Origin of the sequence: Wolbachia endosymbiont (group A) of Udea olivalis (assembly GCF_964028365.1) — a bacterium.
Lineage (GTDB): Bacteria > Pseudomonadota > Alphaproteobacteria > Rickettsiales > Anaplasmataceae > Wolbachia > Wolbachia pipientis.
The window spans coordinates 1,002,989-1,025,311 of the sequence record NZ_OZ034773.1 but is presented as its reverse complement, the minus strand read 5'-3'; the positions used below and the strand labels follow the sequence as shown (position 1 = coordinate 1,025,311).

General features: G+C 36.2%; 20 protein-coding genes and 1 tRNA gene. 15 read left to right on the top strand and 6 right to left on the bottom strand.

Annotated elements, in window-relative coordinates; all coding sequences use genetic code 11:
* Position 1 precedes the first annotated feature (1 nt).
* Together ABWU32_RS07955 and ABWU32_RS04730 are read left to right on the top strand one after the other, a co-directional pair.
* Positions 2 to 163, top strand: a complete 162-nt coding sequence (locus tag ABWU32_RS07955; protein WP_010082071.1) for a DDE-type integrase/transposase/recombinase — start codon at positions 2 to 4, stop codon at positions 161 to 163.
* Complete coding sequence (locus ABWU32_RS04730; protein WP_010082072.1) at positions 156 to 320, top strand: IS3 family transposase; 165 nt, start codon at positions 156 to 158, stop codon at positions 318 to 320. The genes ABWU32_RS07955 and ABWU32_RS04730 overlap by 8 nt, the downstream gene beginning before the upstream one ends.
* Positions 321 to 499: 179 nt before the next feature.
* Here the strand turns inward: ABWU32_RS04730 and prfB are convergent.
* Positions 500 to 1,604 (bottom strand): peptide chain release factor 2 gene (gene prfB / locus ABWU32_RS04725; RefSeq protein ID WP_141456981.1). Its coding sequence is split into 2 segments (ribosomal slippage): positions 500 to 1,528 and positions 1,530 to 1,604, totalling 1,104 coding nucleotides; the frame shifts between segments, so codons are not numbered across the junction.
* A gap of 153 nt (positions 1,605 to 1,757) precedes the next feature.
* Here prfB and mgtE point away from each other — a divergent pair.
* On the top strand, positions 1,758 to 3,128 hold the full coding sequence (gene mgtE, locus ABWU32_RS04720; RefSeq protein ID WP_015589086.1) for a magnesium transporter: 1,371 nt from the start codon (positions 1,758 to 1,760) through the stop codon (positions 3,126 to 3,128).
* A gap of 255 nt (positions 3,129 to 3,383) precedes the next feature.
* On the opposite strand, the gene ABWU32_RS04715 is transcribed toward mgtE, so the two are convergent.
* Positions 3,384 to 4,844, bottom strand: coding sequence for a TrkH family potassium uptake protein (locus ABWU32_RS04715; protein WP_353278416.1), 1,461 nt, complete (start codon positions 4,842 to 4,844; stop codon positions 3,384 to 3,386).
* Between the two features lie 407 nt (positions 4,845 to 5,251).
* Between ABWU32_RS04715 and ABWU32_RS04710 the strand changes: the two genes are divergently transcribed.
* The gene (locus ABWU32_RS04710) at positions 5,252 to 6,238 is read left to right on the top strand and encodes a hypothetical protein (RefSeq protein ID WP_015589084.1); all 987 of its coding nucleotides are present in this window, start codon (positions 5,252 to 5,254) and stop codon (positions 6,236 to 6,238) included.
* Between the two features lie 79 nt (positions 6,239 to 6,317).
* Here the strand turns inward: ABWU32_RS04710 and ABWU32_RS04705 are convergent, their stop codons facing one another.
* The gene (locus ABWU32_RS04705; protein ID WP_015589083.1) at positions 6,318 to 7,334 is read right to left on the bottom strand and encodes a substrate-binding domain-containing protein; all 1,017 of its coding nucleotides are present in this window, start codon (positions 7,332 to 7,334) and stop codon (positions 6,318 to 6,320) included.
* A 141-nt stretch (positions 7,335 to 7,475) separates the two neighbouring features.
* On the opposite strand from ABWU32_RS04705, the gene dcd reads away from it, so the two are divergent.
* Complete coding sequence (gene dcd, locus ABWU32_RS04700; RefSeq protein WP_006280485.1) at positions 7,476 to 8,033, top strand: dCTP deaminase; 558 nt, start codon at positions 7,476 to 7,478, stop codon at positions 8,031 to 8,033.
* 5 nt (positions 8,034 to 8,038) lie between these two features.
* On the opposite strand, the gene ABWU32_RS04695 is transcribed toward dcd, so the two are convergent.
* Positions 8,039 to 9,061, bottom strand: a complete 1,023-nt coding sequence (locus tag ABWU32_RS04695; protein ID WP_141456986.1) for a hypothetical protein — start codon at positions 9,059 to 9,061, stop codon at positions 8,039 to 8,041.
* 438 nt (positions 9,062 to 9,499) lie between these two features.
* Between ABWU32_RS04695 and ABWU32_RS04690 the strand changes: the two genes are divergently transcribed.
* From ABWU32_RS04690 to ABWU32_RS04675, 4 genes are all read left to right on the top strand, one after another.
* The gene (locus ABWU32_RS04690; protein ID WP_174516821.1) at positions 9,500 to 12,826 is read left to right on the top strand and encodes a glycoside hydrolase TIM-barrel-like domain-containing protein; all 3,327 of its coding nucleotides are present in this window, start codon (positions 9,500 to 9,502) and stop codon (positions 12,824 to 12,826) included.
* A 57-nt stretch (positions 12,827 to 12,883) separates the two neighbouring features.
* Positions 12,884 to 13,750: a hypothetical protein gene (locus ABWU32_RS04685; protein WP_015589080.1), complete on the top strand. Its 867-nt coding sequence runs from the start codon at positions 12,884 to 12,886 to the stop codon at positions 13,748 to 13,750.
* 185 nt (positions 13,751 to 13,935) lie between these two features.
* Positions 13,936 to 15,099 carry a multidrug effflux MFS transporter gene (locus ABWU32_RS04680; protein WP_006279533.1) on the top strand — a complete coding sequence of 388 codons (1,164 nt, stop codon included), beginning with the start codon at positions 13,936 to 13,938 and terminating at the stop codon, positions 15,097 to 15,099.
* A 133-nt stretch (positions 15,100 to 15,232) separates the two neighbouring features.
* Entirely contained in the window at positions 15,233 to 16,933 is a 1,701-nt protein-coding gene (locus ABWU32_RS04675; protein WP_264378113.1) for an ankyrin repeat domain-containing protein, read from the top strand.
* A gap of 55 nt (positions 16,934 to 16,988) precedes the next feature.
* Here the strand turns inward: ABWU32_RS04675 and ABWU32_RS04670 are convergent, their stop codons facing one another.
* Positions 16,989 to 17,243 carry a hypothetical protein gene (locus ABWU32_RS04670; protein ID WP_167482804.1) on the bottom strand — a complete coding sequence of 85 codons (255 nt, stop codon included), beginning with the start codon at positions 17,241 to 17,243 and terminating at the stop codon, positions 16,989 to 16,991.
* A 17-nt stretch (positions 17,244 to 17,260) separates the two neighbouring features.
* A complete protein-coding gene (tkt, locus tag ABWU32_RS04665; RefSeq protein ID WP_015589077.1) occupies positions 17,261 to 19,249 on the bottom strand; it encodes a transketolase in 1,989 nt (662 codons plus the stop codon).
* Between the two features lie 113 nt (positions 19,250 to 19,362).
* Between tkt and rpsD the strand changes: the two genes are divergently transcribed.
* The 6 genes from rpsD (at position 19,363) to lipA (ending at position 22,301) form a co-directional block, all read left to right on the top strand.
* The gene (gene rpsD, locus ABWU32_RS04660) at positions 19,363 to 19,977 is read left to right on the top strand and encodes a 30S ribosomal protein S4 (protein WP_010962555.1); all 615 of its coding nucleotides are present in this window, start codon (positions 19,363 to 19,365) and stop codon (positions 19,975 to 19,977) included.
* 9 nt (positions 19,978 to 19,986) lie between these two features.
* A tRNA-Leu gene (locus ABWU32_RS04655) sits at positions 19,987 to 20,073 on the top strand.
* A gap of 30 nt (positions 20,074 to 20,103) precedes the next feature.
* Positions 20,104 to 20,304, top strand: a complete 201-nt coding sequence (iscX, locus tag ABWU32_RS04650) for a Fe-S cluster assembly protein IscX (protein ID WP_007552114.1) — start codon at positions 20,104 to 20,106, stop codon at positions 20,302 to 20,304.
* A gap of 447 nt (positions 20,305 to 20,751) precedes the next feature.
* A complete protein-coding gene (locus ABWU32_RS04645) occupies positions 20,752 to 21,093 on the top strand; it encodes a DUF721 domain-containing protein (protein WP_010082513.1) in 342 nt (113 codons plus the stop codon).
* Between the two features lie 37 nt (positions 21,094 to 21,130).
* Positions 21,131 to 21,445, top strand: coding sequence for a 50S ribosomal protein L28 (gene rpmB / locus ABWU32_RS04640; protein WP_353278412.1), 315 nt, complete (start codon positions 21,131 to 21,133; stop codon positions 21,443 to 21,445).
* A complete protein-coding gene (gene lipA, locus ABWU32_RS04635; RefSeq protein WP_015589076.1) occupies positions 21,438 to 22,301 on the top strand; it encodes a lipoyl synthase in 864 nt (287 codons plus the stop codon). Before rpmB ends, lipA begins: the two co-directional genes overlap by 8 nt.
* Positions 22,302 to 22,323: the final 22 nt, after the last annotated feature.

The window sequence follows — 22,323 nt, the reverse complement described above, 5'->3', positions numbered from 1 at the left end:
AATGAGTAGTGCAATAAATAAACAATTGGTTATGAACTCTTTATTAATGGCCATTAATAGGCGTAAACCTGTTAAAAATCTACTGCTGCACAGTGACCAAGGTTCACAATATACTGCGCAAGGGTATCAATATCTCTTAGCTGTAAAGAATATAGATGAGTAATAAAGGCTGTTGTTACGACAATTCTGTTGCAGAAAGCTTCTTTAGCTCATTGAAAAGAGAAATACTTATTGATACTTCACAACACTCTGCTCAACAAACTAGAACTGCAATATTTGAATACATAGAAATTTTTTATAACAAACAACGTCACTATTAACTATTGCATTCCAGAACAATTTGATGCATCATTCTTTTTGTAAAAAACATTCCAAACTTTCTCTCCACTTTTTCTGGGTAAGGTCACTTTTCCACTGATCATATTTAATCGCCATAACTTTACTCCTACTTTAACAATATTTTAATTATCATATATTATGGCAAGAAAGTCAACCCTACCTAATTTTGCTTAGTAAGCACACTAACTATGAAACAATCTATATTACCATCAAAAACAGAATTTATATTGCCCACTTCATGTCCGGTTCTTAAATCCTTCACCATTTGATATGGATGCATAACGTACGATCTGATCTGATTACCCCAGCCTATATCGCATTTTTTACCATATTCTTCAGCCATTTTCTGTTCTTTTTTTTCCAGTTCAATTTGGTATAAACGTCCTTTAAGTAATTTCAATGCCTCATCTTTATTTCTGTGTTGAGAACGACCATTTTGGCATTGAACTACAACACCAGTTGGAATATGCGTAATGCGTACCGCACTTTCAGTTTTGTTCACATGCTGACCGCCTGCTCCAGAAGCTCGGTAGGTGTCGATCTTTAGATCCTTTTCATCCACAGCAATATCAATTGAATCTTCTATCACTGGAGTTACTCCTACACTTGCAAAACTGGTATGACGTTTACCATTTGCATCAAACGGCGATATTCTAACCAGCCTGTGAATTCCACTTTCACTTTTTGCCCACCCATAAGCTTTTTCTCCAACGATTTTTATCATTGCAGACTTTATACCAACTGACTCTCCTTCTAATTTTTCTACAACTTCAACTTTAAAGTTGTGATAAATTTCTGCCCACCTTATATACATGCGCATCAGCATTTCAGCCCAATCATTGCTCTCGGTTCCGCCAGCTCCTGAGTGGATTTCTAAAAAGCAGTTATTATTATCTGCTTCACCAGTAAATAAGGACTCTGTTTCTTTATACTTGATTAATTTCTCTAGCTTAGCTAATTCATTTTCAACTTCAGAGAAAAATTCTTCATCATTTTCATCAATAGCAGACTTCATTAAGCTGATGGCATCGTTGTAATCGCTTTCCAGCTTTAAAAACGACTCTACGTCATTCTTAATTTTAGAACGTTCTTTTAAAACTTCTTGTGCTTTTTGGTTATCTTGCCATAGGTCATCATTCGACGCTTGGGAGTCAAGCTCTTCAAGGCGCAACTTTAATTTTTCTATGTCAAAGACACCTCCTGATAAGAGAAATACTTTTATTTAAGCTTTGAAAGTGTTCAAGAATTTCTGGATAAGTTTTCATTATACTTTAGATTTTAATATATTTACTATCAATAACAATAACAGTAAACAAAATAGAAATTTAACCATATGATAGTTAATTTAAATAATTTCATTATACTTTAATGTTTAAGGAAATCAAGCGCGTATATTTATTAAAAAATAAGGTAAAGTAATGAATATTAAAATAAGTTCTCATTATGGTTTAGACAAAAAGGCTATTGATGACTTAATAGAGTCACTTGATAACGAGGAGCTAGAGAATGTTTGTAGTATTGTAAAAACGATAGATAGCGTTCAGTTAGCTTATTTTTTATCTACTTCAATCAGTGATCACAGGGAGAAATTAGTTAATATCCTCGATCAACATTTGTTAAGTGATGCCCTAGTGCATGTAGTGCCAGATTTACAAATAGAGATCATAGAAACATTGGGAATAGAAAATACAGCAAAGTTACTAATGCTCCTTGATGTAGAAGATATAGTAACCATAGTGAAAGATTTAGATAGAAAGTCTGTAGAAAATATACTTTACTATTTGCCCAGCAAAACTCAGAAATCGGTAGAGGAGTTGCTATCATATCCAGAAGAAAGTGCAGGAAGGTTAATACATAAAGATATGGTTATAGCTCCATATTATTGGACAATAAATCAACTGACAGAATTTGTGTGCAACTATAAAAAAATACCAGAAAAATTTCACCAGATATTCATTATCAACTCAAAATTAGAGCCTATAGGCAGTGTTAATTTAAATAAGGTAATATCTCACTCAGGAGACACAATAATAAAAGAGATAATGGATCATGACATAAAAATCATTAAAACTGGAGTAGACCAAGAGGAAGTAGCAAGAATATTTAAAGATTACTCTCTATTATCGGCTCCGGTAGTAAATAAGAATGGTAAAATTATTGGTGTGATCTTAATTGAAGATGTGATAAAAGTTGTTCAACAAGAAACAGAAGAGGATGTACTCAAAATAAGCGGTGTATCTTCTAAAGCCGATATAAATGCCCCTATACATAAAACTATAATTAAAAGGCTACCTTGGTTACTGTTTAACCTCTTAGCTGCAACAATGTGTTCCATAGTAGTTGGCTTTTTCGATGATGTAATAAAAAGTTTTATAGTGCTGCCAATAATCATGCCGATAATTGCATCAATGAGCGGAAATGCAGGATCCCAAACAGTAACGCTAACCATCCGGGCAATCGCAACAAAATATCTAACTGAGCAAAATGCAAAAAGAATACTGATGAAAGAATTTTTAATAGGTCTTATAAACGGGGTGATCTTATCTACTATTTCATTAGTAGTGTTAGCAATAAGGTTTCACAACTTCAAAGTGGAGATGATTTTTGTGGTCTCCATGATTATGATGTCAATTATTGCAACGTTCATCGGAACTTTCATTCCTATAATGCTTCATCGCTTAAAGTCTGACCCTGCCGTTTCTTCTTCAATCCTAACATCGGCAACAACTGATATTCTCTCAGCTTTTATATTTCTTGGTTTAGCTACGATCTTTTTATTAAATAGCTAATACTATCTATAGCTATACCGCCGCGAACCGTCATGCCGCGATTCATTCGCGGTATCTCTTAGCATAGATCCCGCTAACAAGTAGCGGGATGACGAGAAAGGGGCTACTTGGATGACATTCTTCCTGGTGTGCCCAAATCACAATGTTCGTACATCTGTGGATTTATTCGCGGTATAGATATCGCTAACGAGTAGCGGAATGACGGTTTTTCAAATTGTCGTAAGTCAGTTTAGCTATAATATCAAGTTTCACCAACTATTTCTCTCTATTAAATAAGAATAAATTACCTATACAAAAATAGATTGGCAATATTTCAAGTCTGCCAAGCAGCATTAAAAACGATAGAAATAATTTTACTTCATTACTGAAAGAGGAATAATTACCCGAAGGACCTATTAAATTACTAAATCTCGGGCCAGAGTTTGTAAGCGTTGCAGAGACTGAACTGATGCTAGTTATAAAGTCTGCATTGCTTAAGTAAGACATCACTATTGATGAAATGGTAAACGTTAACATGAAAATTGCAAAAAATATAAAGACAGAGTGAACTTCATCATTCTCCAGAATTTTTCCATTGAGTTTTACTCCATTGTCTGCATCAGGGTTTAATAAAAGGTAAAAGTAATTTCTTATAGACCTTAAAAGAACAATCAAGCGGAAGATTTTGACACCACCACTTGAAGAACCGCTACATCCACCAACAAAGGTTAGAAAAAAAGCTAAGACTGAAATGAAACTCCAATCTATATGATTACAGATTGCATAACCAGTTGACGTAATCAAGGAAGTGATGGTAAATGTGCTGCATCTAAATGATAATGACACTCCTAAATCAACATTTTTATACAACCAAAAACAAGCAAATAAAGATGAGATAGTAGCTATCTTAACAAAGTAAGAGACCTGTTCATCATAGCAAATGTCTAACCGTCTTATAATTTTTAAATAGCTAAGAAAAGGCAGAGAACCCAAAATCATAAAAACGATCGTTATGGCTTCTAGTATGGGATTATTATAGTGCCCTATAGAATCATTATAGTTAGCAAATCCACCAGTTGATACAGCAGACATTCCGTGACATATTGCATCAAATAGTGGCATACCAGCTAGATAATAGGAAAATATGCATAACAAAATTAAGCCATAATATATTGCCGTAACATGAATCACTACGCTTCGCGTGTTCGGCAACTTCCTTTTGGTAGCATCTGAATATTCAGAATAAAGTAAATTATTTAGGCTGAGAACCTTAAACATAGGAAAAACTGCAATTCCTAAAGTGATTACACCAAAACCCCCCATGCCGTGTAGCATTGCTCTCCACAGCAGTATTCCTGGAGATTGTTTTTCAATATCATTAAATATAGTTGCCCCTGTGGTTGTGATGCCAGATATCGTTTCAAACAATGCATCAACATAGCTCAGATTATCAAAATAGAAAGGAATAGCTGCAAACAGAGACAAGGCAATCCAGGTGCAACTAGTAATCGCAAAAATTGCTGGCATTCCATGCAATCTACTTAATTTACCGAGTAAAATAAAAATTGCGCCAGATGTGCAGGTAATTATGAATCCAGCGAAAAAATTTTTCCATTCGTAGCTGAGATACTTATTGGTAATAGCAGGAATAAGCATTGCTAAGCTAAATAGCAATAGGAATATTCCCACAATAAATGCAATTGAACGTAAAGTTTGTAAACGTTGATGATTTTTCATAGAGTTACTTCCTCGCTATACAAAGCCATAAAAGCTACTCTAACGTCAAGCATTTTGTTGGCCTTTATTAACAGTTATTAACAATATACTTGATTTACTTGTAAATATGTATGATAATTAAATTTTTATTAGAGGTAAGATATAGTTGAATTAACTGATGCACAAGAAGAAATTCTAGGTTCATTAAGACAGGCAGTCAGGAATGACAATTTTCAAGAAGTCCAGAACGTACTCAACAATAAGGAACATAATGATATACAAGCAGTTTTGAGCCACGAGGGGACTCTGACTAGTGACAAAGGTACCATTTAAATGATGTTATTGGCTGTACTAAAACTAGCGTTAACACTAAAGTAGGGATCATTGAACTAATTTGGAAGGAAGCTGATCAAAAAACTCGTGATTTTTTGTGTGATTACAAGGTAACAAAATCTTTTGAAGATCAACCATATTTTACGGATACAATAGATGATCTTAAACGCTTTCAAGGAAAATTTGACCCTCATAGCACAGAATATTTTGCTCTTGTACAAGTTGTTCAAAAAATAGAAGATCACAAGTGGGTAATGGATCTTGATTCCAACTTACAAGAAGCAATAGAAAACCTTGATATTGATCAAGTTAAAGCAGCATTAGAGAATTGTGGTGAAGATGTAGAAAGGGTTTTAGAGCGAGAGGTATATTGGAGTAGTGGAAGAGTAGATGCCCTTTTAGTTTATCCTCTGAAAGTTGAATATAGTGAAGAATTGAACCAAGAAGATGTGGAAAAGATAAAAGAAAGCTTTAAATTAATGTTTGATGCTGCTTCTCCAGGGCTCCTTGGGTTCGAGCCCAATGGAAATAACTATGTAATGGATAAACTTACATGTGCACAAAAACGTTTTGCTAAAATACCTGGAGTAGGTGAGCAATGCTTTCAAGATTTGATTCAAGAATTTGAGGAAAAACTTAGTAAAAATGAACTAGATAATGCCAAGATTAATGATCAGATAGCATGGGATAAAGAGTATGCGACTCGATTTTCACAAGAAATCAATCAGGATCCGTCTGAGAATGATGATCTTAACTTTATAGATGACACTGATCTAGATCAAAACACCGTAAACTCTGCACCAACTGCAGACAACAAAACCCCAGAAAAAAACGATACAAACTTCTGGAGTGAACACAAAGGGAAGATCGCTCTGGGCGTTGTTGAACTATGCGTAGTTGGTGCTATTGCAGCCTATGTGCTGGCATATCCTGTAGTTGCATTAGTTTTAGAAGTTTTAGCAGTTTCAGCATTGGCTGTACTAGCTTATATTGGAGGAGTTTGTGAGAAATCAGAAAGCCCAAATACGAAAAGCTCGGACCCGGTTGTTTCTGGGGTGTTGCAACAACGCAGAACTGTCTAATTAGTAATCCATTGTCATCCCAGCGCGCCGCGCTGGGTCTGACTACGCTAGAACAAAGAATATAAAAGAAACGTTGCCGTCACGTTATATCATAAACCTTTGCTGAAGCTTTCTTTATATCTTCACTTGAAAGTGGAATTAGACCAAGCCTAGATAGGTACCCATCTTCAATGCCGATCGAATCTATAATTTCTTTTATGAATTCTCTTAATCCATCAACAGTATCCAGGTGTTCTTTCTTTATATAAAGGTATAGAGGTCTTGCTAATATATATTTTCCCGATGATATATTTTCGTAAGTTGGCTCAATTCCTGCAATTGTGCTCCCTTGTATTTTATCTTGATTCCTCATTAAAAAGCTAAAACTAAATATCCCTAAAGCGTTCTTGTTACTTTTCAATTTTTGTATTATTATGTTTTCATTAATTCCAACTTCTATATACCTTCCGTCATCCCTTATATTACCACATGCTTTCTTTCTTTCTTCCTGATCTTTATAATTCTCTTTGAAAATTCTCGAGTTCATGCATGAATATTGATCAAGCATAATAGAATTAACCAAAGTTTCGTATGTGCCTGTATTTTGATGTGGACCATAAATTTCAATTTCTGTTTTTGGTAAGGCTTGATTTACATCAGACCAAAACTTCTTATTATTTTTTACTAATTTATCATTTTCTTGAGAATATGCAGATAAAGTTTCAAATAAGTCCTTCTTTGTGAAATCAAATCTATGGCTTTGATTTGAATTTGCAATGACAATTCCATCATAGCCAATGATGATCTCTATCACTTCATTAATTTTATTTCTTTTACATAGTTCTCTTTCTACTTCCTTCATAGGGCGAGATGAAGTGGTGATGTCTGGCGTGTCTTCCCCTATTCCTGAGCAAAACATTTTGAACCCTGATCCACTTCCTATTGATTCCACAACTGGAGTCTTAAAAGGGAATACACGATTGAACTCCTCGGCTATAAACGAGATAAAAGGAAAAACAGTTGAAGATCCAACAATTCTGATGTATTTCCTGGCATCAGCATTTGACGGCGGCGTGAATAATACGAATACAAAAATCAGGAGAAAGTTTCTAAGCATTATTTTTAGTTAAGAACATAAATCTAATTATTGTAACAAAACATCAAACTGAAAAGCTTTAATTGCATGACAAAAGCTACAGTTTACATTTAAATTTTATTTTATATTATTGTAAGTATTACACAACTTTAAGGAACAGTTATGGCAGTTATGCCAGATAAATGGATAAGAGAAAAAGCTGAAAACTTTGGAATGATAGAGCCTTTTGTGAATCACAAAAGCAGCAAAGGTGTTATATCTTTCGGACTATCATCTTACGGTTACGATGCAAGAGTGGATAATAAATTTAAAATTTTTACTAACGTTAATTCAGCCATCGTGGACCCTAAAAATTTTTCTGAGAATAGTTTTATAGATAAAGAAACAGACGTATGCATAATTCCACCAAATAGCTTTGTGCTTGCAAGTACAGTGGAATATTTTCGTATACCAAGGAATGTACTGGTCATTTGTGTTGGTAAATCAACTTACGCAAGATGTGGAATTATAGTAAACGTTACTCCCTTAGAACCTGGATGGGAAGGTCATGTCACACTCGAATTCTCAAACACCACTCCACTTCCTGCAAAAATTTACGCTAATGAAGGCGCATGCCAATTCGTATTTTTAAGCGGCGAAAGTGAATGCGAGAAATCATATGATGATATGAAAGGAAAATACATGAATCAGCATGGTATCACTTTGCCGTTAGTTAAGTGATTACTTTAGGTAAAGCGTGATATTGTTTTATTGTACTGAAGATTACTAAAATGAGTTTTAACTAATTTGTCGCATTCTTTATCACCTAAAACTGCACGTGCAGAGTGGTTTTTAAATGACTCTACATAGCTTGAAAAGAAATTTGTAGAAGGATTACTTAAAGCTTCTGCAACTTCTTTTTTTTCTTTATCATTGGAAAGCTGATTAAATAGTTCTTCTCCCTTTTTTTGCAGCTCATTTTCAAATTCCTGCTTTATAGTATTCTTATCTGCTTTTTGCAAGAAGGAAAACTCTTCAAAAGTGTACAAGGAAGAGACAATACTGTTAAATGTGCCAGTAAAACATGCACTTGAACCACGACCACCACGCACTCCGTATTCTGTTTGCGATTCTACTAAATGTTTAACCAGTTGATATTTTCTCTGTGATATGCGGGTATTAATAGCTATATTATTTGCTCTAGTTTGATCGTTGCAAGCCTTCCAAACTAAATTTAAAACTTGCTTCAATGTTAACCCGCTTCCACTATGTGTACCAGGGTTATTTTTTATACGCTTCAAGCACTCAAGTGCATGTTTTTTCTCATCTTCTGTAAGTTGATCTTTATCTGCAGCTTTTTGTGTGCCATTTGCTATGCACTCTAACTGATCAATAAATCCTTCTATTTCCTCTATAAACTTATCATCAATATCAGGCTCACCGTAGTTTTCTTTTAGCTTTTGAACGTTAATATTAATTGCATCATTTACATCAGTATCATGCGTTGTTTGTGGAATACGTGCTGCCTCCATAAATGCTTCAGCTCTTTGCTCTAGCCATTCTGGTGCTTTGCCTCCTGCAAAAAGATATAGCTTACTCAATACATTGGCGATTGAGAGAAACACCAGGAAAGAAATAACAAATATTATCAAAAGTACTACAGATAAACCTATGATTAGCCACCTTACAGGAGCTAGCAGAATTTCTTTTGCTTTTTTTAATTTTGACGGTCTTTGTATGTTGTCTGGTGTATTTACTACTGCTGGCATAATTAGTTTAAGTTAATATCAATATTATTAATATACTATATTTTTTCTTATTTTGTCAACTCAAATTTCTACTTCCGCACTTTCTTATTGTTGCTTACAATGATTATAGCTACACCATGTGCTTTTCTTAATTACAAACTTCAACTATTCATTGTAAATTATTGAATTTCCTACTATTTAGTAGCAAATTGTCATCCAAGTGGCTGTAAAACGACAAATTCGTCATTCCGCTGCTTGTTAGCGGCTAAGAGATACCGCGAATGAATCGCGGTATGACGGTTAAGTACCCTGCTACGTGTTAGCAGGATCTAGAGATACCGTGACGGTATGACGGTTCGCGGCGGCATAACGATAAGCTCGTCATCCCGCTGCTTGTTAGCGGCGCGGCGGCATGACGTAGAGCCTACATTAACTATAGAAACAAAAAGGAGGATTACCATGTCTACAATAATTTTATCATCAATTTTTGGTCAAGCAGGCAGCATTTTTGGGCCAATTGGCCGGATTATCGGCTCAGAACTTGGTGCTCTTCTTGGTGCACAGCTAGATGGGGCAATGTTCGGCCTTGAAGCCGAGCAAAAAGTAACGCATGGGGCAAGGCTAAAAAATCTGCAAGTTCAAACCTCAACCTACGGCAGAACGATCCCAATTATCTATGGCACTGCTCGTGTTGCAGGGAATATTATTTGGGCACAGCCAATAAAAGAAGAGGCGATAACCACCAAAAGTAAAATTGGAAGAGGTATGAACGTTACATATAATTACTATGCAACGCTTGCAATTGCGATCTGCAAGGGGAAAGTAGAAAAATTAAACAGAATCTGGGCAGATACAACATCACTTAGCTTTGATGAAATAGATTATACTTTTTACAGCGGCAGAGAAGACCAAAATCCTGATCCATTTATGTCATCAATTGAAGGAGAGGGGAATGTGCCGGCTTATAGGGGAATATCTTACATAGTCATCAAGAATTTTCCTTTAGCAGACTATAATAATCATGTTCCGGTATTTACGTTTGAAGTGCAAACTGCAGTAAAGTCAAATGAATTTTCAGTAGCAAAAAATATTCGGAATATCAATATCATACCAGGTTCAGGTGAGTTTGTATATGATACAAAAATACAGAAGAAAATCGCGCAAGAGAAAATAAGCAGCAACCAATATATCCCATATGGGCTGGCGCAAAGGGTAAATCACAACAACCACACTAAAAAGAGCGATGCAATGCTTTCTTTGGATCAATTAAAAGAAGATTTGCCAAATGTTGAGTTGGTGTCGGTGGTAGTCAATTGGTTTGTGAATAATCTGAACATTAAAGATTGTAAAATATACCCTGCAGTTGAATTTCAAGATGATTCCGCGATATTACCTGATGATTGGCAAGTAGGGGGTGTAACCAGAGATAATGCTCAGCTAATTTCAAAAGATGCGAGTGGAAACCCAAGGTATGGTGGCACAGTTAGTGATGCAGCGTTAACTAGATATATAGAAGAGCTGCACAGCAGAGGTTATAAGGTGATGCTCTATCCAATGCCCTTACTTGATACAAAGAACAAAGAGTGGCGAGGAAGATTGAGTGGGGCTCCTGAAGATATAAGTGATTTTTTTAAGAATCAGTACAACAAATTTATAGAGCATTATGCAAGCATTGCCAAACAAACTAAAGTGGAAGGGTTTATCATTGGTTCTGAATTTGCGCAACTTACCAAAATCAGGGATGAACAAGGGAATTACCCTGCCGTTATAGAGCTGGTCAAGCTTGCAAAGCGAATAAAACTTAATCTTGGAAAAGAAGTAACAGTTACCTACGCTGCAGATTGGAGCGAATACCATTCATATGATGGTTGGTATAATATGGATGAACTGTGGTCTTCAGAGTACATCGACGTTGTTGGCATAGATGCTTATTTTCCACTGACTGATGGTCCAGAGCCTCCTTTTGGCTATTCTGCGGAAGATGTAATGGGTGGTTGGAGCAGTGGAGTGGGGTATGATTATTTCTATGATTACTCAAAGAGTGAGTCTGAAAAAGTAAAGTATAACGACAGCAGGTATGCGTGGAAAAATATAGAGAAATGGTGGAGTGAAACTCACATAAACCCCGGTGGTAGTAAAACAAAATGGCAACCAAAAATGAAAAAAATATGGTTTACTGAATATGGATTTCCCAGTATGAACGGCTGCACTAATGAGCCAAATGTGTTTGTTGACAAAGGCAGCATAGAGAGCAAATATCCACGATATTCAAACGGAGAGGTGAGCTTTCTTTCGCAAAAAATTGCAATTGAAGGAACGCTAAAAAAGTGGCAAAGTTCAGAAATGGTAGAAAAAATGTTTCTCTGGGCATGGGATGCAAGGCCATTTCCTTATTTCCCCAATTTGTGTGATATGTGGACTGACTGCCATAATTGGCAGACAGGACATTGGATTCAGGGAAAGCTTTCACAGCTTAATATTTCCGATGTTTTATCGGATCTGTTACAAAAAACAGGTTTAAAAAGCGATCAGTTCGATGCAAGCAACGTCAAAGGGTTATTGTCTGGGTATGTGATAAACGACCAGCAATCGGTACGTTCAATTATTAAAATGCTGCAAAGTTGCTATTTTTTTGATGTGGTTGAACAGGACTCTAAACTGAAATTTGTCCAAAAGGGCAGGGGAGTTACGACTGGAATACCAATTGGTGAAATGGTTTTCAGTAACAATTCAAAACTTGCTAATATCAGTCAATTAGATTTAAACAATAAAGTTAACGTCGTTTATTTTAATCGCAATTTTGGCTATCCAATTGATGTTAAATATGCTGAGTTGCCAAAGCAAGGCGCTGCTATAACAGTTGAAATACCGCTCATTATGGAGGAGGGAGAGGCGCAAAATATAGCTGAGGTTTTACTTTATTCTTCGTGGCAAGAGAGAAATATATACAATTTCAAGCTGCCGATAAAATATGCGTGGCTTGTGCCAAGTGATGTAATAACGATTTTAGACGGTGAGAAAAAGCATACGGTGAGAATTATAAAAACAAAATTCGAAAGCATGTCCATTCAAGTAATTGGCGTTGGTTATGATCACTCTATATATAAGCTTTCTTTTCCTTCAACAAGGTCACTTATGCTGAAGGAATACCCTCCCTCTCACATTAGCAAAACCATCGTAGAAATGATAGATTTACCGGATATTAAAGGTAATAGTGCAAGCTTTACTTTAATTAGTGAGGAAAAGAATTGGAAGGGAGCAACACTCTTTATTTCGTACAACGATAAGGATTATAAGCCTATTGCAAGCACAAACAAGCAGTCTACTTACGGATATGTAATGGAATCTACCGACGAGGGGCTTATAGTAGTGCTACGTTTTGGTATATTGAGTTCTTCATATAACCATTATTTAAGTGATGGTGTCATCCCAGCGCTTGACTATATTTCTCCTGGATCCCAGTGTCTGGGCACTGGGATGACGGAAGAGGGTTTTACAAGCACTAACGTTAGTACTATAAATGTAAGCAATTTAGCACTGGTTGGAAAAGAGGTGATAAAGTTCCAGAGTGCTGAACTAATAGATAAAAATAAATATAAGCTTAGCAACCTAATTAGAGGGCAAGAAGGCACCAAAGAGTATCAGCACACCACAGGTGAAAAATTTGTTCTACTTGATGATTCAATAATATCTTTTGAAGTGCAACCAGGAAAACGACTTTTCCTTAAAGCAGTGACTTATGGTGATTCATTGGATAATACGGAAGCGAAGGTCTTGAGTAATTGAAATTTAATAAAGTAAGTGCTAAAATTAATATACAGGTATTAATGGTAGAGATATAACATGTCAAAGGAAATGGTCAATGCGTTGAAAGCTGAAGTGAAGAAGCTCAAATATGCTGATTTCAAAGCTAACACTTGGGACGAAGTAATTTCTGGTGAGGGAACATATAAGGATCTTAATAGAACACACGGCCTTGCTATTAACGGACAAAAAATAACTAACGAATTTATTAACAATCTGTATTCAAACCATAAAAATCTAATTCTACGGGATGAAAACGGAAAAGGGAATTATCGTCCATTTCTCAGACAAATTTTTACAGAAATGTTTAAACACGTTGGTGCAACAATTCCCAATAACTCTATTATTGAGGAGTTAATAAATAACTATTATCAGGGCGGATATACTCATTTTCTTCCTAATGATATGAATCAAGCTCTTGGATCTTTTCATTTGTCAACGCAAGGCAACTGTATGACAAGAGAGTATATTATGGATTGTCGTGAACCCAATTGTATAAAGCTTAGTTTTAGCATGAAATATACAAAAATGCTTAACTATGATGATTGTACATATATCGAAACACCAGGTTTTTGCAGTTCAGCGGAGTTTAAGCTGAAATGTAAGGATGAAAATGTGACGTATGAAGACGGTAAGGTATTGCTTACCATTCCTAAAGAGTTAGAGGACTATAAAGCTGGTGATGACGGTTTGTTTGATAAGCTTACTTATATTATAAATAAGCTTATTGAGTATTTCAAAAAACTTTGTGAGAAATTGGGCTTTGAGTTTGATACAAGAATAGAGTACGATCCTGAGCGTAATATAAAAATAGAGCATAATCTTGGTGAACCACTAAAGGTAGTAAGTGAGGCAAATGCATCTTCTGTTGAAGACTTAAAGCTTAAAGTGAATAATCAAAGATAAGGTATTGAAATTCAGGCTTTTCATGATTTTAGCTTAAGATTTCAGTGTCCGCTACTCGAATGACATCGTTTACTATGTAACATTGTACTTATACTAATGAAAAAAATACATTATAATTAAGTATATTTAATCCAGTAAATCATTAAGTGAAAACAGCTCTTCCGCAAAATATCATCTCTCTTATTATGATATTGTCTGTAGCAATTGTCGATATGGCAACTGACCTATACTCAGTTGCACTACCAAGCATTGCCAATTATTTTAAAGTAGAAGGCAGTGTAGTGCAGCTTACAATTAGCTTGAATCTAGTTGGATTTGCAGTATCTGGCTTAATTTATGGTCCATTATCGGACCATTATGGTAGGCGTCCAATGATGCTGATTGGTATGACAATTTTTACTTTGGCAAGTGTCATGTGTTATATAGCCGACAGTATTGCGCTCTTGATACTAATTCGCTTCATACAAGGAACAGGGGCTGGTGTTGCAGGTGTTGTTGGGTATGCAGCAATAAGGGATATGTACTCGGGTAGTGAATACTCGAGAGTCATTTCAAAATTAAATATGGTTGTGGCACTCTCACCTGGAATAGCTCCAGTGGTGGGCAGTTATATAATTTCACATGGGTATAGTTGGAAATTTTTGTTTTTTATTATATCACTTGCAGCAATTGCTATACTTATTTTTATCTACTTTAAGTTACAAGAAACACTCACTGTAAATAAAAATGAAACCAGTATAACTAACATAACTACTAATATCTGCAAGCAATATATATCAATATTTAGAAATTATCGTTTCCTTGGGTTTTCAGCCATTCATGGATTAACTTTCATGTGGCTTTGGGCATACATTGCTAACTACCCTTTCATATTTGAATCGATGGGCATTGAAGTACAGTATTTTGGCTACCTCATATCGATCATAGTCATATTTTACATAATTGGAACTTTAATTAATAGAAGGTATGTACCAAAAGTAGGGGTTAGCAAAATGCTAATAATAGGTTTGGTGTTACCGATAATATCCGATAGTTTATTGGTATATTTTTATTTCGCGGACAAGTTAAATATATTAATTCTTCAAACTGTTTGGATTCCAGCCAATATCGGACTTGCATTAATAATAAGCAATAACGTAACTTCTGCTTTAGAAACGATCAAAGGTATAGGGCTTGGTAGTGCAGTTCTCTCATTCTGCAATATGATGTTTGGGGCTATTGGAATATATATAGTAGGAAAATTTTTTCGCTATGGTATTTTACCAAATTTACTATTAACAATAGCATGCTCTACAATTGCAATTCTTATGTACAGCCAGCTCAAATGTACTGAAAAACACAGGGAATAACCATTATTTGCGTGATCCAGAGCTCATGGGTTATTAATGACTTTATCATGATAATATAATTTTACAGGGGGTGAGAGCTCATAGATTATTAACGGCTTTATCATAACAATATAGTTTTACAAAGAGGTGTAGGATGAGTAGTTCACAAAGTAGAGATAATTTTTTTAAGGCTGTTGAAAGAGGTGATATTGATGCAGTAACCCGTCTAATAAGTGAAGGAGCAGATGTTAAGGTAGAAAATGATAAAGGAGAGACTCCTTTACATATTGCTGCTGTATGGGGCCATAAAGATGTAGTAGAAGCCCTATTGGATAAAGGGGCAAATGTTAATGCAGTAGATAAAGATGGAAAGACTCCTTTCAAATTAGCTGCTAACGAAGAAATACAAACTCTATTAGAAAACACAGCTAAATTACTTGAGGCTGCTAGAAAAGGTAATATTGAGGAAGTAACCCGTCTAATAAGTGAAGGAGCAAAGGTTAATGTAAAAGATCAAGATAACAAGACTCCTCTACATTGGGCTGCTGAAAAGGGCCATAAAGAGGTAGTAGACGCCCTACTGAAAGTAAATGGAATCAATGTTAATGCAACAGATTGGTCGCAAAAGACTCCTTTACATTTGGCTGCTGTAGAGAGCCATAAAGAGGTAGTAGAAGCCCTACTGCAAGTAAATGGGATCAATGTTAATGCAACAGATTGGTCGCAAGAAACTCCTTTACATTTAGCTGCTGTAAAGAACCATAAAGAGGTAGTAGAAGCCCTATTGGGAAAAGATGGAATCAATGTTAATTTACCAAATAACAAGAAAGATACTCCTTTACATTCTGTTCTTAAAAAGGACAACATAGATATAAATGTATTGAACGCTCTACTGGGAGCAGAAGGAATCAACGTTAATGCACAAGATAAATATGGCAAAACTCCTTTACATTTGGTTCTTAAAAAGGGCAATATAGACATAAATGTATTGAACGCTCTACTGGGAGCAAAAGAAATCGATGTTAATGCACAAGATGGAGATAGGGCTCCTTTACATTGGGCTGCTGAAAAGGGCCATAAAGAGGTAGTAGAAGCCCTACTGCAAGTAAAAGGGATCAATGTTAATGCAACAGATTGGTCGCAAAAGACTCCTTTACATTTGGCTGCTGTATGGGGCCATAAAGAGGTAGTAGAAGCCCTACTGCAAGTAAAAGGAATCGATGTTAATGCAAAAGATCAAGGTGGAAAGACTCCTTTACACTTTGCTGCTGAAAGTGGTTATCAGCAGGTGGTGCAAGCTCTATTGGATAAAGGGGCAGATGTTAATATAAAAGATAAAAATGAAAAAACTCCCTTAAATTTAGCCACTGATAAAGAAATACAAGCTCTATTAAGGAATGCAAAAAACCCTGGCGACGGTTCTAAGCCATCGACGGACAATGAAGAAAATTCAGAGGAAGATGCTGGTACACGAGAGAAAGAAAAACAAGAAGGTGATGCTCAATCAGGATCAGACATTACAAAGCAAGAAGCTGATAAAACTGTAAATTCGGGGAGTGGAACACCACAAACACAACAGGGGACCACCAGTGCAGGACAAGGAACTGATGTACAAGACAACGGTGTAAATTATGTTGCTTCCACAGAACCTGCACAAACAGAAGAACAGCCGAGCTCTTTTTTTGGTAGTTTGTTTAGTATACTTATGAAGCCTTTTTCATTAGTTGCATCATTTTTTGGTGGGTTTTTTTCATGGTTGTTTGGGTCTGATGAGCCAACACAATCATCATCTGAATTTGATCAACCAGTTGTATTAGAATCACCAAGTAGTTCAGAAGGCAATGACATAATATAGCCAGAGGTTTACTAGATTCCAGCGTCACGCGCTGGAATGACATGGTGGTATGTATTCAAGTAGCTGACACTGGTTCCTTTATGACGGCAGTGCCCAGAGGTGTCATCCCAGTGCCCAGACACTGGGATCCAGGAAACTTAATTGCAAGTAATGCATTGGGTTTGGTGAGTATGGGTTTTGCGTTATAGAATGAAGCACTTTTGGTGAATTTGTAAAGAAAACTAGATGCCAGTGTCAAGTGCTGGAATGACATCATCTTGGATGGAAATAACGTCACGCGCTGGAATGACAAAGAAGAGTGGGCTTTCATATGGTTATGCAAGAAGTCTACTGAATGTAAACCAGTTTCTCACACACACATTTTACCACATGATCAGCGTTGATATTAAAATGCTCATAAAGTGTTTTATAAGGTGCTGATTCTCCGAAGCTTTTCATGCCAATAAATATACCGTTTGAACCTATGTATTTATGCCAACCCATTTCACTTCCGGCTTCAATTGCAACTTTAATGCTGTCATTATTTAATATTGCCGCTTTATATTCATCGCTTTGCTCGTCAAAAAGCCTCCAGCATGGCATAGAAACAATCCTTGTACCTATACCCTTTTCCTGCAATTTCTCCCTTGTTTCAACTGCAATTTCAACCTCGGACCCCGTAGCAAATATCGTCACTTTTAATTCTTTTGAACATTCACACAAAATATATGCACCAAACTTCGATAAATTAGCAGATTGATCGATATCAGAGTAGAACTTGCGCATGTAACTTACGTTTTGCCTTGAGAGCGCAAACAGTGCTGGAGATTCTTTCTTTTCGAGTGCAATGCTAACACACTCCAGAGTTTCAACTGCATCGGCTGGCCTAAAAACATATAGATTTGGTATAGCACGCAAAGAGGCTAAATGCTCTATTGGCTGATGAGTTGGGCCATCTTCTCCCACTCCAATTGAGTCGTGAGTCATGACATACATAACCTGCTGCTTCATCAGAGCTGAAAGACGTATAGCAGGACGACAATAGTCGGAAAATACCAAAAAAGTGCCGCCATAAGGAAGAATCGCGCCGTGAAGTGCCATACCATTCATACATGCTGCCATAGCGTGCTCTCTCACTCCATAGTGGACATAAGAGCCACTATAATTATTGCTATTTATTACCTGCATGTGCTTATATTTAGTGCAATTTGACCCGGTAAGATCAGCAGAACCGCCGATTAATTCCGGCATATGTTGTGTTAAAAGTTCCATTACCCTACCAAAAGAAGATCGAGTAGCTTCGTTTGGCATTAGCTCACATATTTGTTTCTTCAGGTCAGCTAAAACACCAGCGATATTATCCGGCAAACGCTTATCAAGTCTTCTTTTTAGTTCTTCATTTTTTTCTCTGGATTCCAGTGTCACGCACTGGAATGACAATGAATTGTAATTTTGTTTTGCTCTCTCAACAGTTTTCTTCCAGGCATTTTTCACATCTTCTGGTACATGGAATGGTTCATAATTCCAGTTTAATTTCTCTCTCATCTGTTTGATGTCTTCCTCCGAAAAAGCACCACTGTGAGCAGAGGATGTGCCAGCACGGCTTGAAAATTTTCCGATAATGGTTTTGCAGCAGATCATTGTAGGTTTATCAGACTTTTTTGCTTGCTCTATTGCAAAGGATATGGCATCAAAATCATGGCCATCAATTTTGTCAACATTCCATCCATACGCTAAGAAGCGTTTCTCTACATCGTCAGAACAGGAAAGGCAAGTAGCGCCATCTATAGAAATATCATTATCATCAAAAAGAGCTATAAGCTTATTCAATTTAAGATGCCCAGCAAGTGATGCTGCTTCATGGCTTATTCCTTCCATAAGACAGCCATCCCCTAGCATCACGTAAGTGTAGTGATTGATTCTAAACTGCTTTTCAAGTATCGATTCAGCAAGTGCCATGCCAACAGCAGCGGCAAACCCCTGCCCTAAAGGGCCTGTTGTTGCCTCTACTCCGGAAGTCAAGCCAAACTCTGGATGACCTGGGGTCTTGGATCCCATTTGCCTGAAGTTCTTTAGCTCATCTATGCTAATATAACCTGTCAAATATAATATTGAATATAGTAACATTGACCCATGACCGTTTGATAAAACAAAGCGATCTCTATTGAACCATTTAGAATCATCAGGATTATGATTCAGATATTTAGCAAACAAAACAGTTGCAACATCTGCCATGCCAAGTGGCATACCTGGGTGTCCAGAGTTTGCTTTTTGTACTGCATCAATTGATAAAAAACGGATGGCGTTTGCCATAGATTCCAAATGTGAATGATTCATGTGTTAATAGAAAAACTTAAAAATGAAGTATAAAAGATTATATCAGCAAAAACAAGTTGACACTGAGTGCTAAAATCCTTAATAATCTAAAGTTAAATCGTGAGAGTTTTTATATGACAACTGTTATCACTAGAAAGTATAGGATTAGCCGTAGACTTGGTGTAAATTTATGGGGTAGAGCTAAAGACCCAGTAAACAAAAGGAAATACCCTCCAGGTCAACATGGTATTCTTGGATTCAAGAAGTTATCCGACTTTGGTAAGCAGTTTGCTGCGCATAAGAAATTTAAGTTTTACTATGCGATTTCAAGTAAGCAGCTCAGACGTACATTTTTAGATGCTTATAACAGAAAGGGTTATACGGCTGATAATTTTATCGGTATCTTAGAATCGAGATTAAGTTCTGTTTTATACCACTCTGGTCTTGTTCCAACAATTTACTCAGCAAAGCAGCTTATATCTCACAAGCACGTTACAGTTAATGATAAGGTGGTTAACATATCGAGTTATCGAGTGAAGCCAGGTGATATAATAAAAATAAGAGAAAGGGCAGCAAAAATCCCTGTAGTAGTAGAGGCTGAACAAAAACAAGAGCGCAAGGCTCCGGATTATTTAGAAGCAGATAGTAAAGAGCATTCAGTGAAGTATTTGAGGTCACCTCAATATTCTGAGGTTCCTTATTCAGCAGACATGGAAGTCAATTTAGTAGTAGAGTTTTACTCTAGATAGATAAAAAAAGCCCGTGTGGCGGAATCGGTAGACGCAGCGGACTTAAAATCCGTGGGTTTTGCGACCTTGGGAGTTCAAGTCTCCCCATGGGCACCAATTTAACTTAGCAGATAAATACAAAAAAGTATGAAATGGCTTGATATAGAAGATATTGTGGAAGCTCTGGAGGAAAAATTTCCAAATGAGAATATAATTAGTATCAGATTCACTGAGCTTAAAAAAAAGGTCTTGAGTTTAGAGGAATTTGATGATGATGAAAAACGCTGTAACGAGAAAATACTCGAAGCCATTCAGGCAGCTTGGATTGAGGAAAGATTAACCGCATAGCAATAAACCATACGCAAACGTGATTTCTATTACAATTTGCATATGGATTATGCTATTTTTTGGATCTAGCCTGGCAAGTTAATAATAATTTAACTAATTACAATTAAAACAGCTATAAGGTTAATTATGAGGCAAAGATGACAGCACAAAATTTGGTAAATGGAACGATCTTGACAAGTGCTACGTTGAGATAAGTTTTGCATAAAAATACTGCTTTTACGGTGTGAGGCTAGAGGTTTGTAAAGCAGTTAGAAGGTTGTCATCTAAGTAGCGTGACCAGAGCTAGATTCCGCGAACACGCCGCGGAATGACGACTATGCAATATGCGTTGCGGAGTGACGATTATGGTCATACCGTCACGGTATCTCACAAACATGTAGCAGTAATGACAAAATCTCAAGTTATATGTATACTTTTATATTATCTACCTACTAAAAAAACAGAAAAATGCTCAAACGTAGCGGTCCAAAAAAATTAAAGTCTATAATAGAAAACTATGCATTAAAATGCATGAAAAATAAAATTAGCAAAAATGAAATACGTCTTATTTTAAACTGGCGAAATATAGTAGGGAAAGAAATAGCAGAGTGTACAAAACCGAAAAAGATCTCATATGCACAGAATATAAATTCGGGTGTGTTGCATCTGGTAGTAACAAATGGCAGCAAAGCATTGGAAATTCAGCATATGATTTCTCTTATAATAGAAAAAATTACGATATTTTTTGGCTATAAAGCAGTATATGGTATAAAAATTAAGCAAGAGAGTATTGACTATTTGACTATATAAGGTAATCTAAGTACATAGAATAATTTGGTATATTGAAGTGAGTAGAGTTTGTGAATTAACAAATAGAAAAAAATCTTTTGGTAATAAGGTATCACATTCAAATCGTAAAACAAAGCGTACCTTTCTTTTAAATTTACATAAGGTTACGTTGACAAGTGATATATTGAATGAAAAGTTTAGATTTCGTGTGGCAACAAGAACTTTGAGAACTATAGATTACAAAGGTGATTTAGATGCTTTTTTGCTCAACACAAGAACGATTAAACTAAGTGAGAAAGCGCAGAAGATAAAAAGAAGGTTGAAAAAAGTTTTAGTAAAGCAAGAGGTAGAGTTAGCAGTTTCAGATGCATAGCAAACCTCAATGGCTCAGAGCAAAAGCTCCGACCGGTGAAGTGTTCAATGAGACCTTAAACATCGTTAAACTGCATAACTTGCATACAGTGTGCGAAGAGGCTGCATGTCCAAACATTGGTGAATGTTGGAATAAACGTCATGCTACTGTGATGATTCTTGGTTCTGTTTGCACTCGTGCTTGTGCATTTTGCAACGTTGCAACTGGCATTCCTGATAAACTAGATCCTCATGAACCAGAAAATTTAGCAAAAGCAATAAAAAAATTAAACTTAAAGCATGTTGTTATTACTTCCGTTGATCGTGATGATTTACCAGATGGTGGCGCAAATCAGTTTATACAGTGCATAGAAGAAATTAGAAAGATAACTTCAGAAACAACAATAGAGATTTTAACTCCTGATTTTTTAAATAAGAAAGGAGCATTTGAAGCAATCGCTGTTGCATCACCTGATGTCTATAACCACAATATTGAAACAGTGCCGAGATTGTATGCAAAAATAAGACCACGAGCTCGCTATTTTCATTCACTATATTTACTGAAGATGGTAAAGCAGATTAATTCTAAAGTTTTCACAAAGTCAGGGCTTATGGTTGGTCTTGGAGAAACAAAAGAGGAAATACTTCAGGTTATGGACGATTTGCGCAGTGCTGAGGTTGATTTTATTACAATTGGTCAATATCTACAACCAACTCCAAAACATGCAAAACTTGATAGGTATGTTACCCCAGAGGAATTTGAGCATTATAAATATATCGCTTACTCCAAAGGGTTCCTAGTGGTTGCATCAAGCCCACTAACTCGGTCATCATACCACGCTGAAGAAGATTTTAACAGGCTCAAGGCCTGTCGTTGACATTTGTGTTAATTCAAATTAA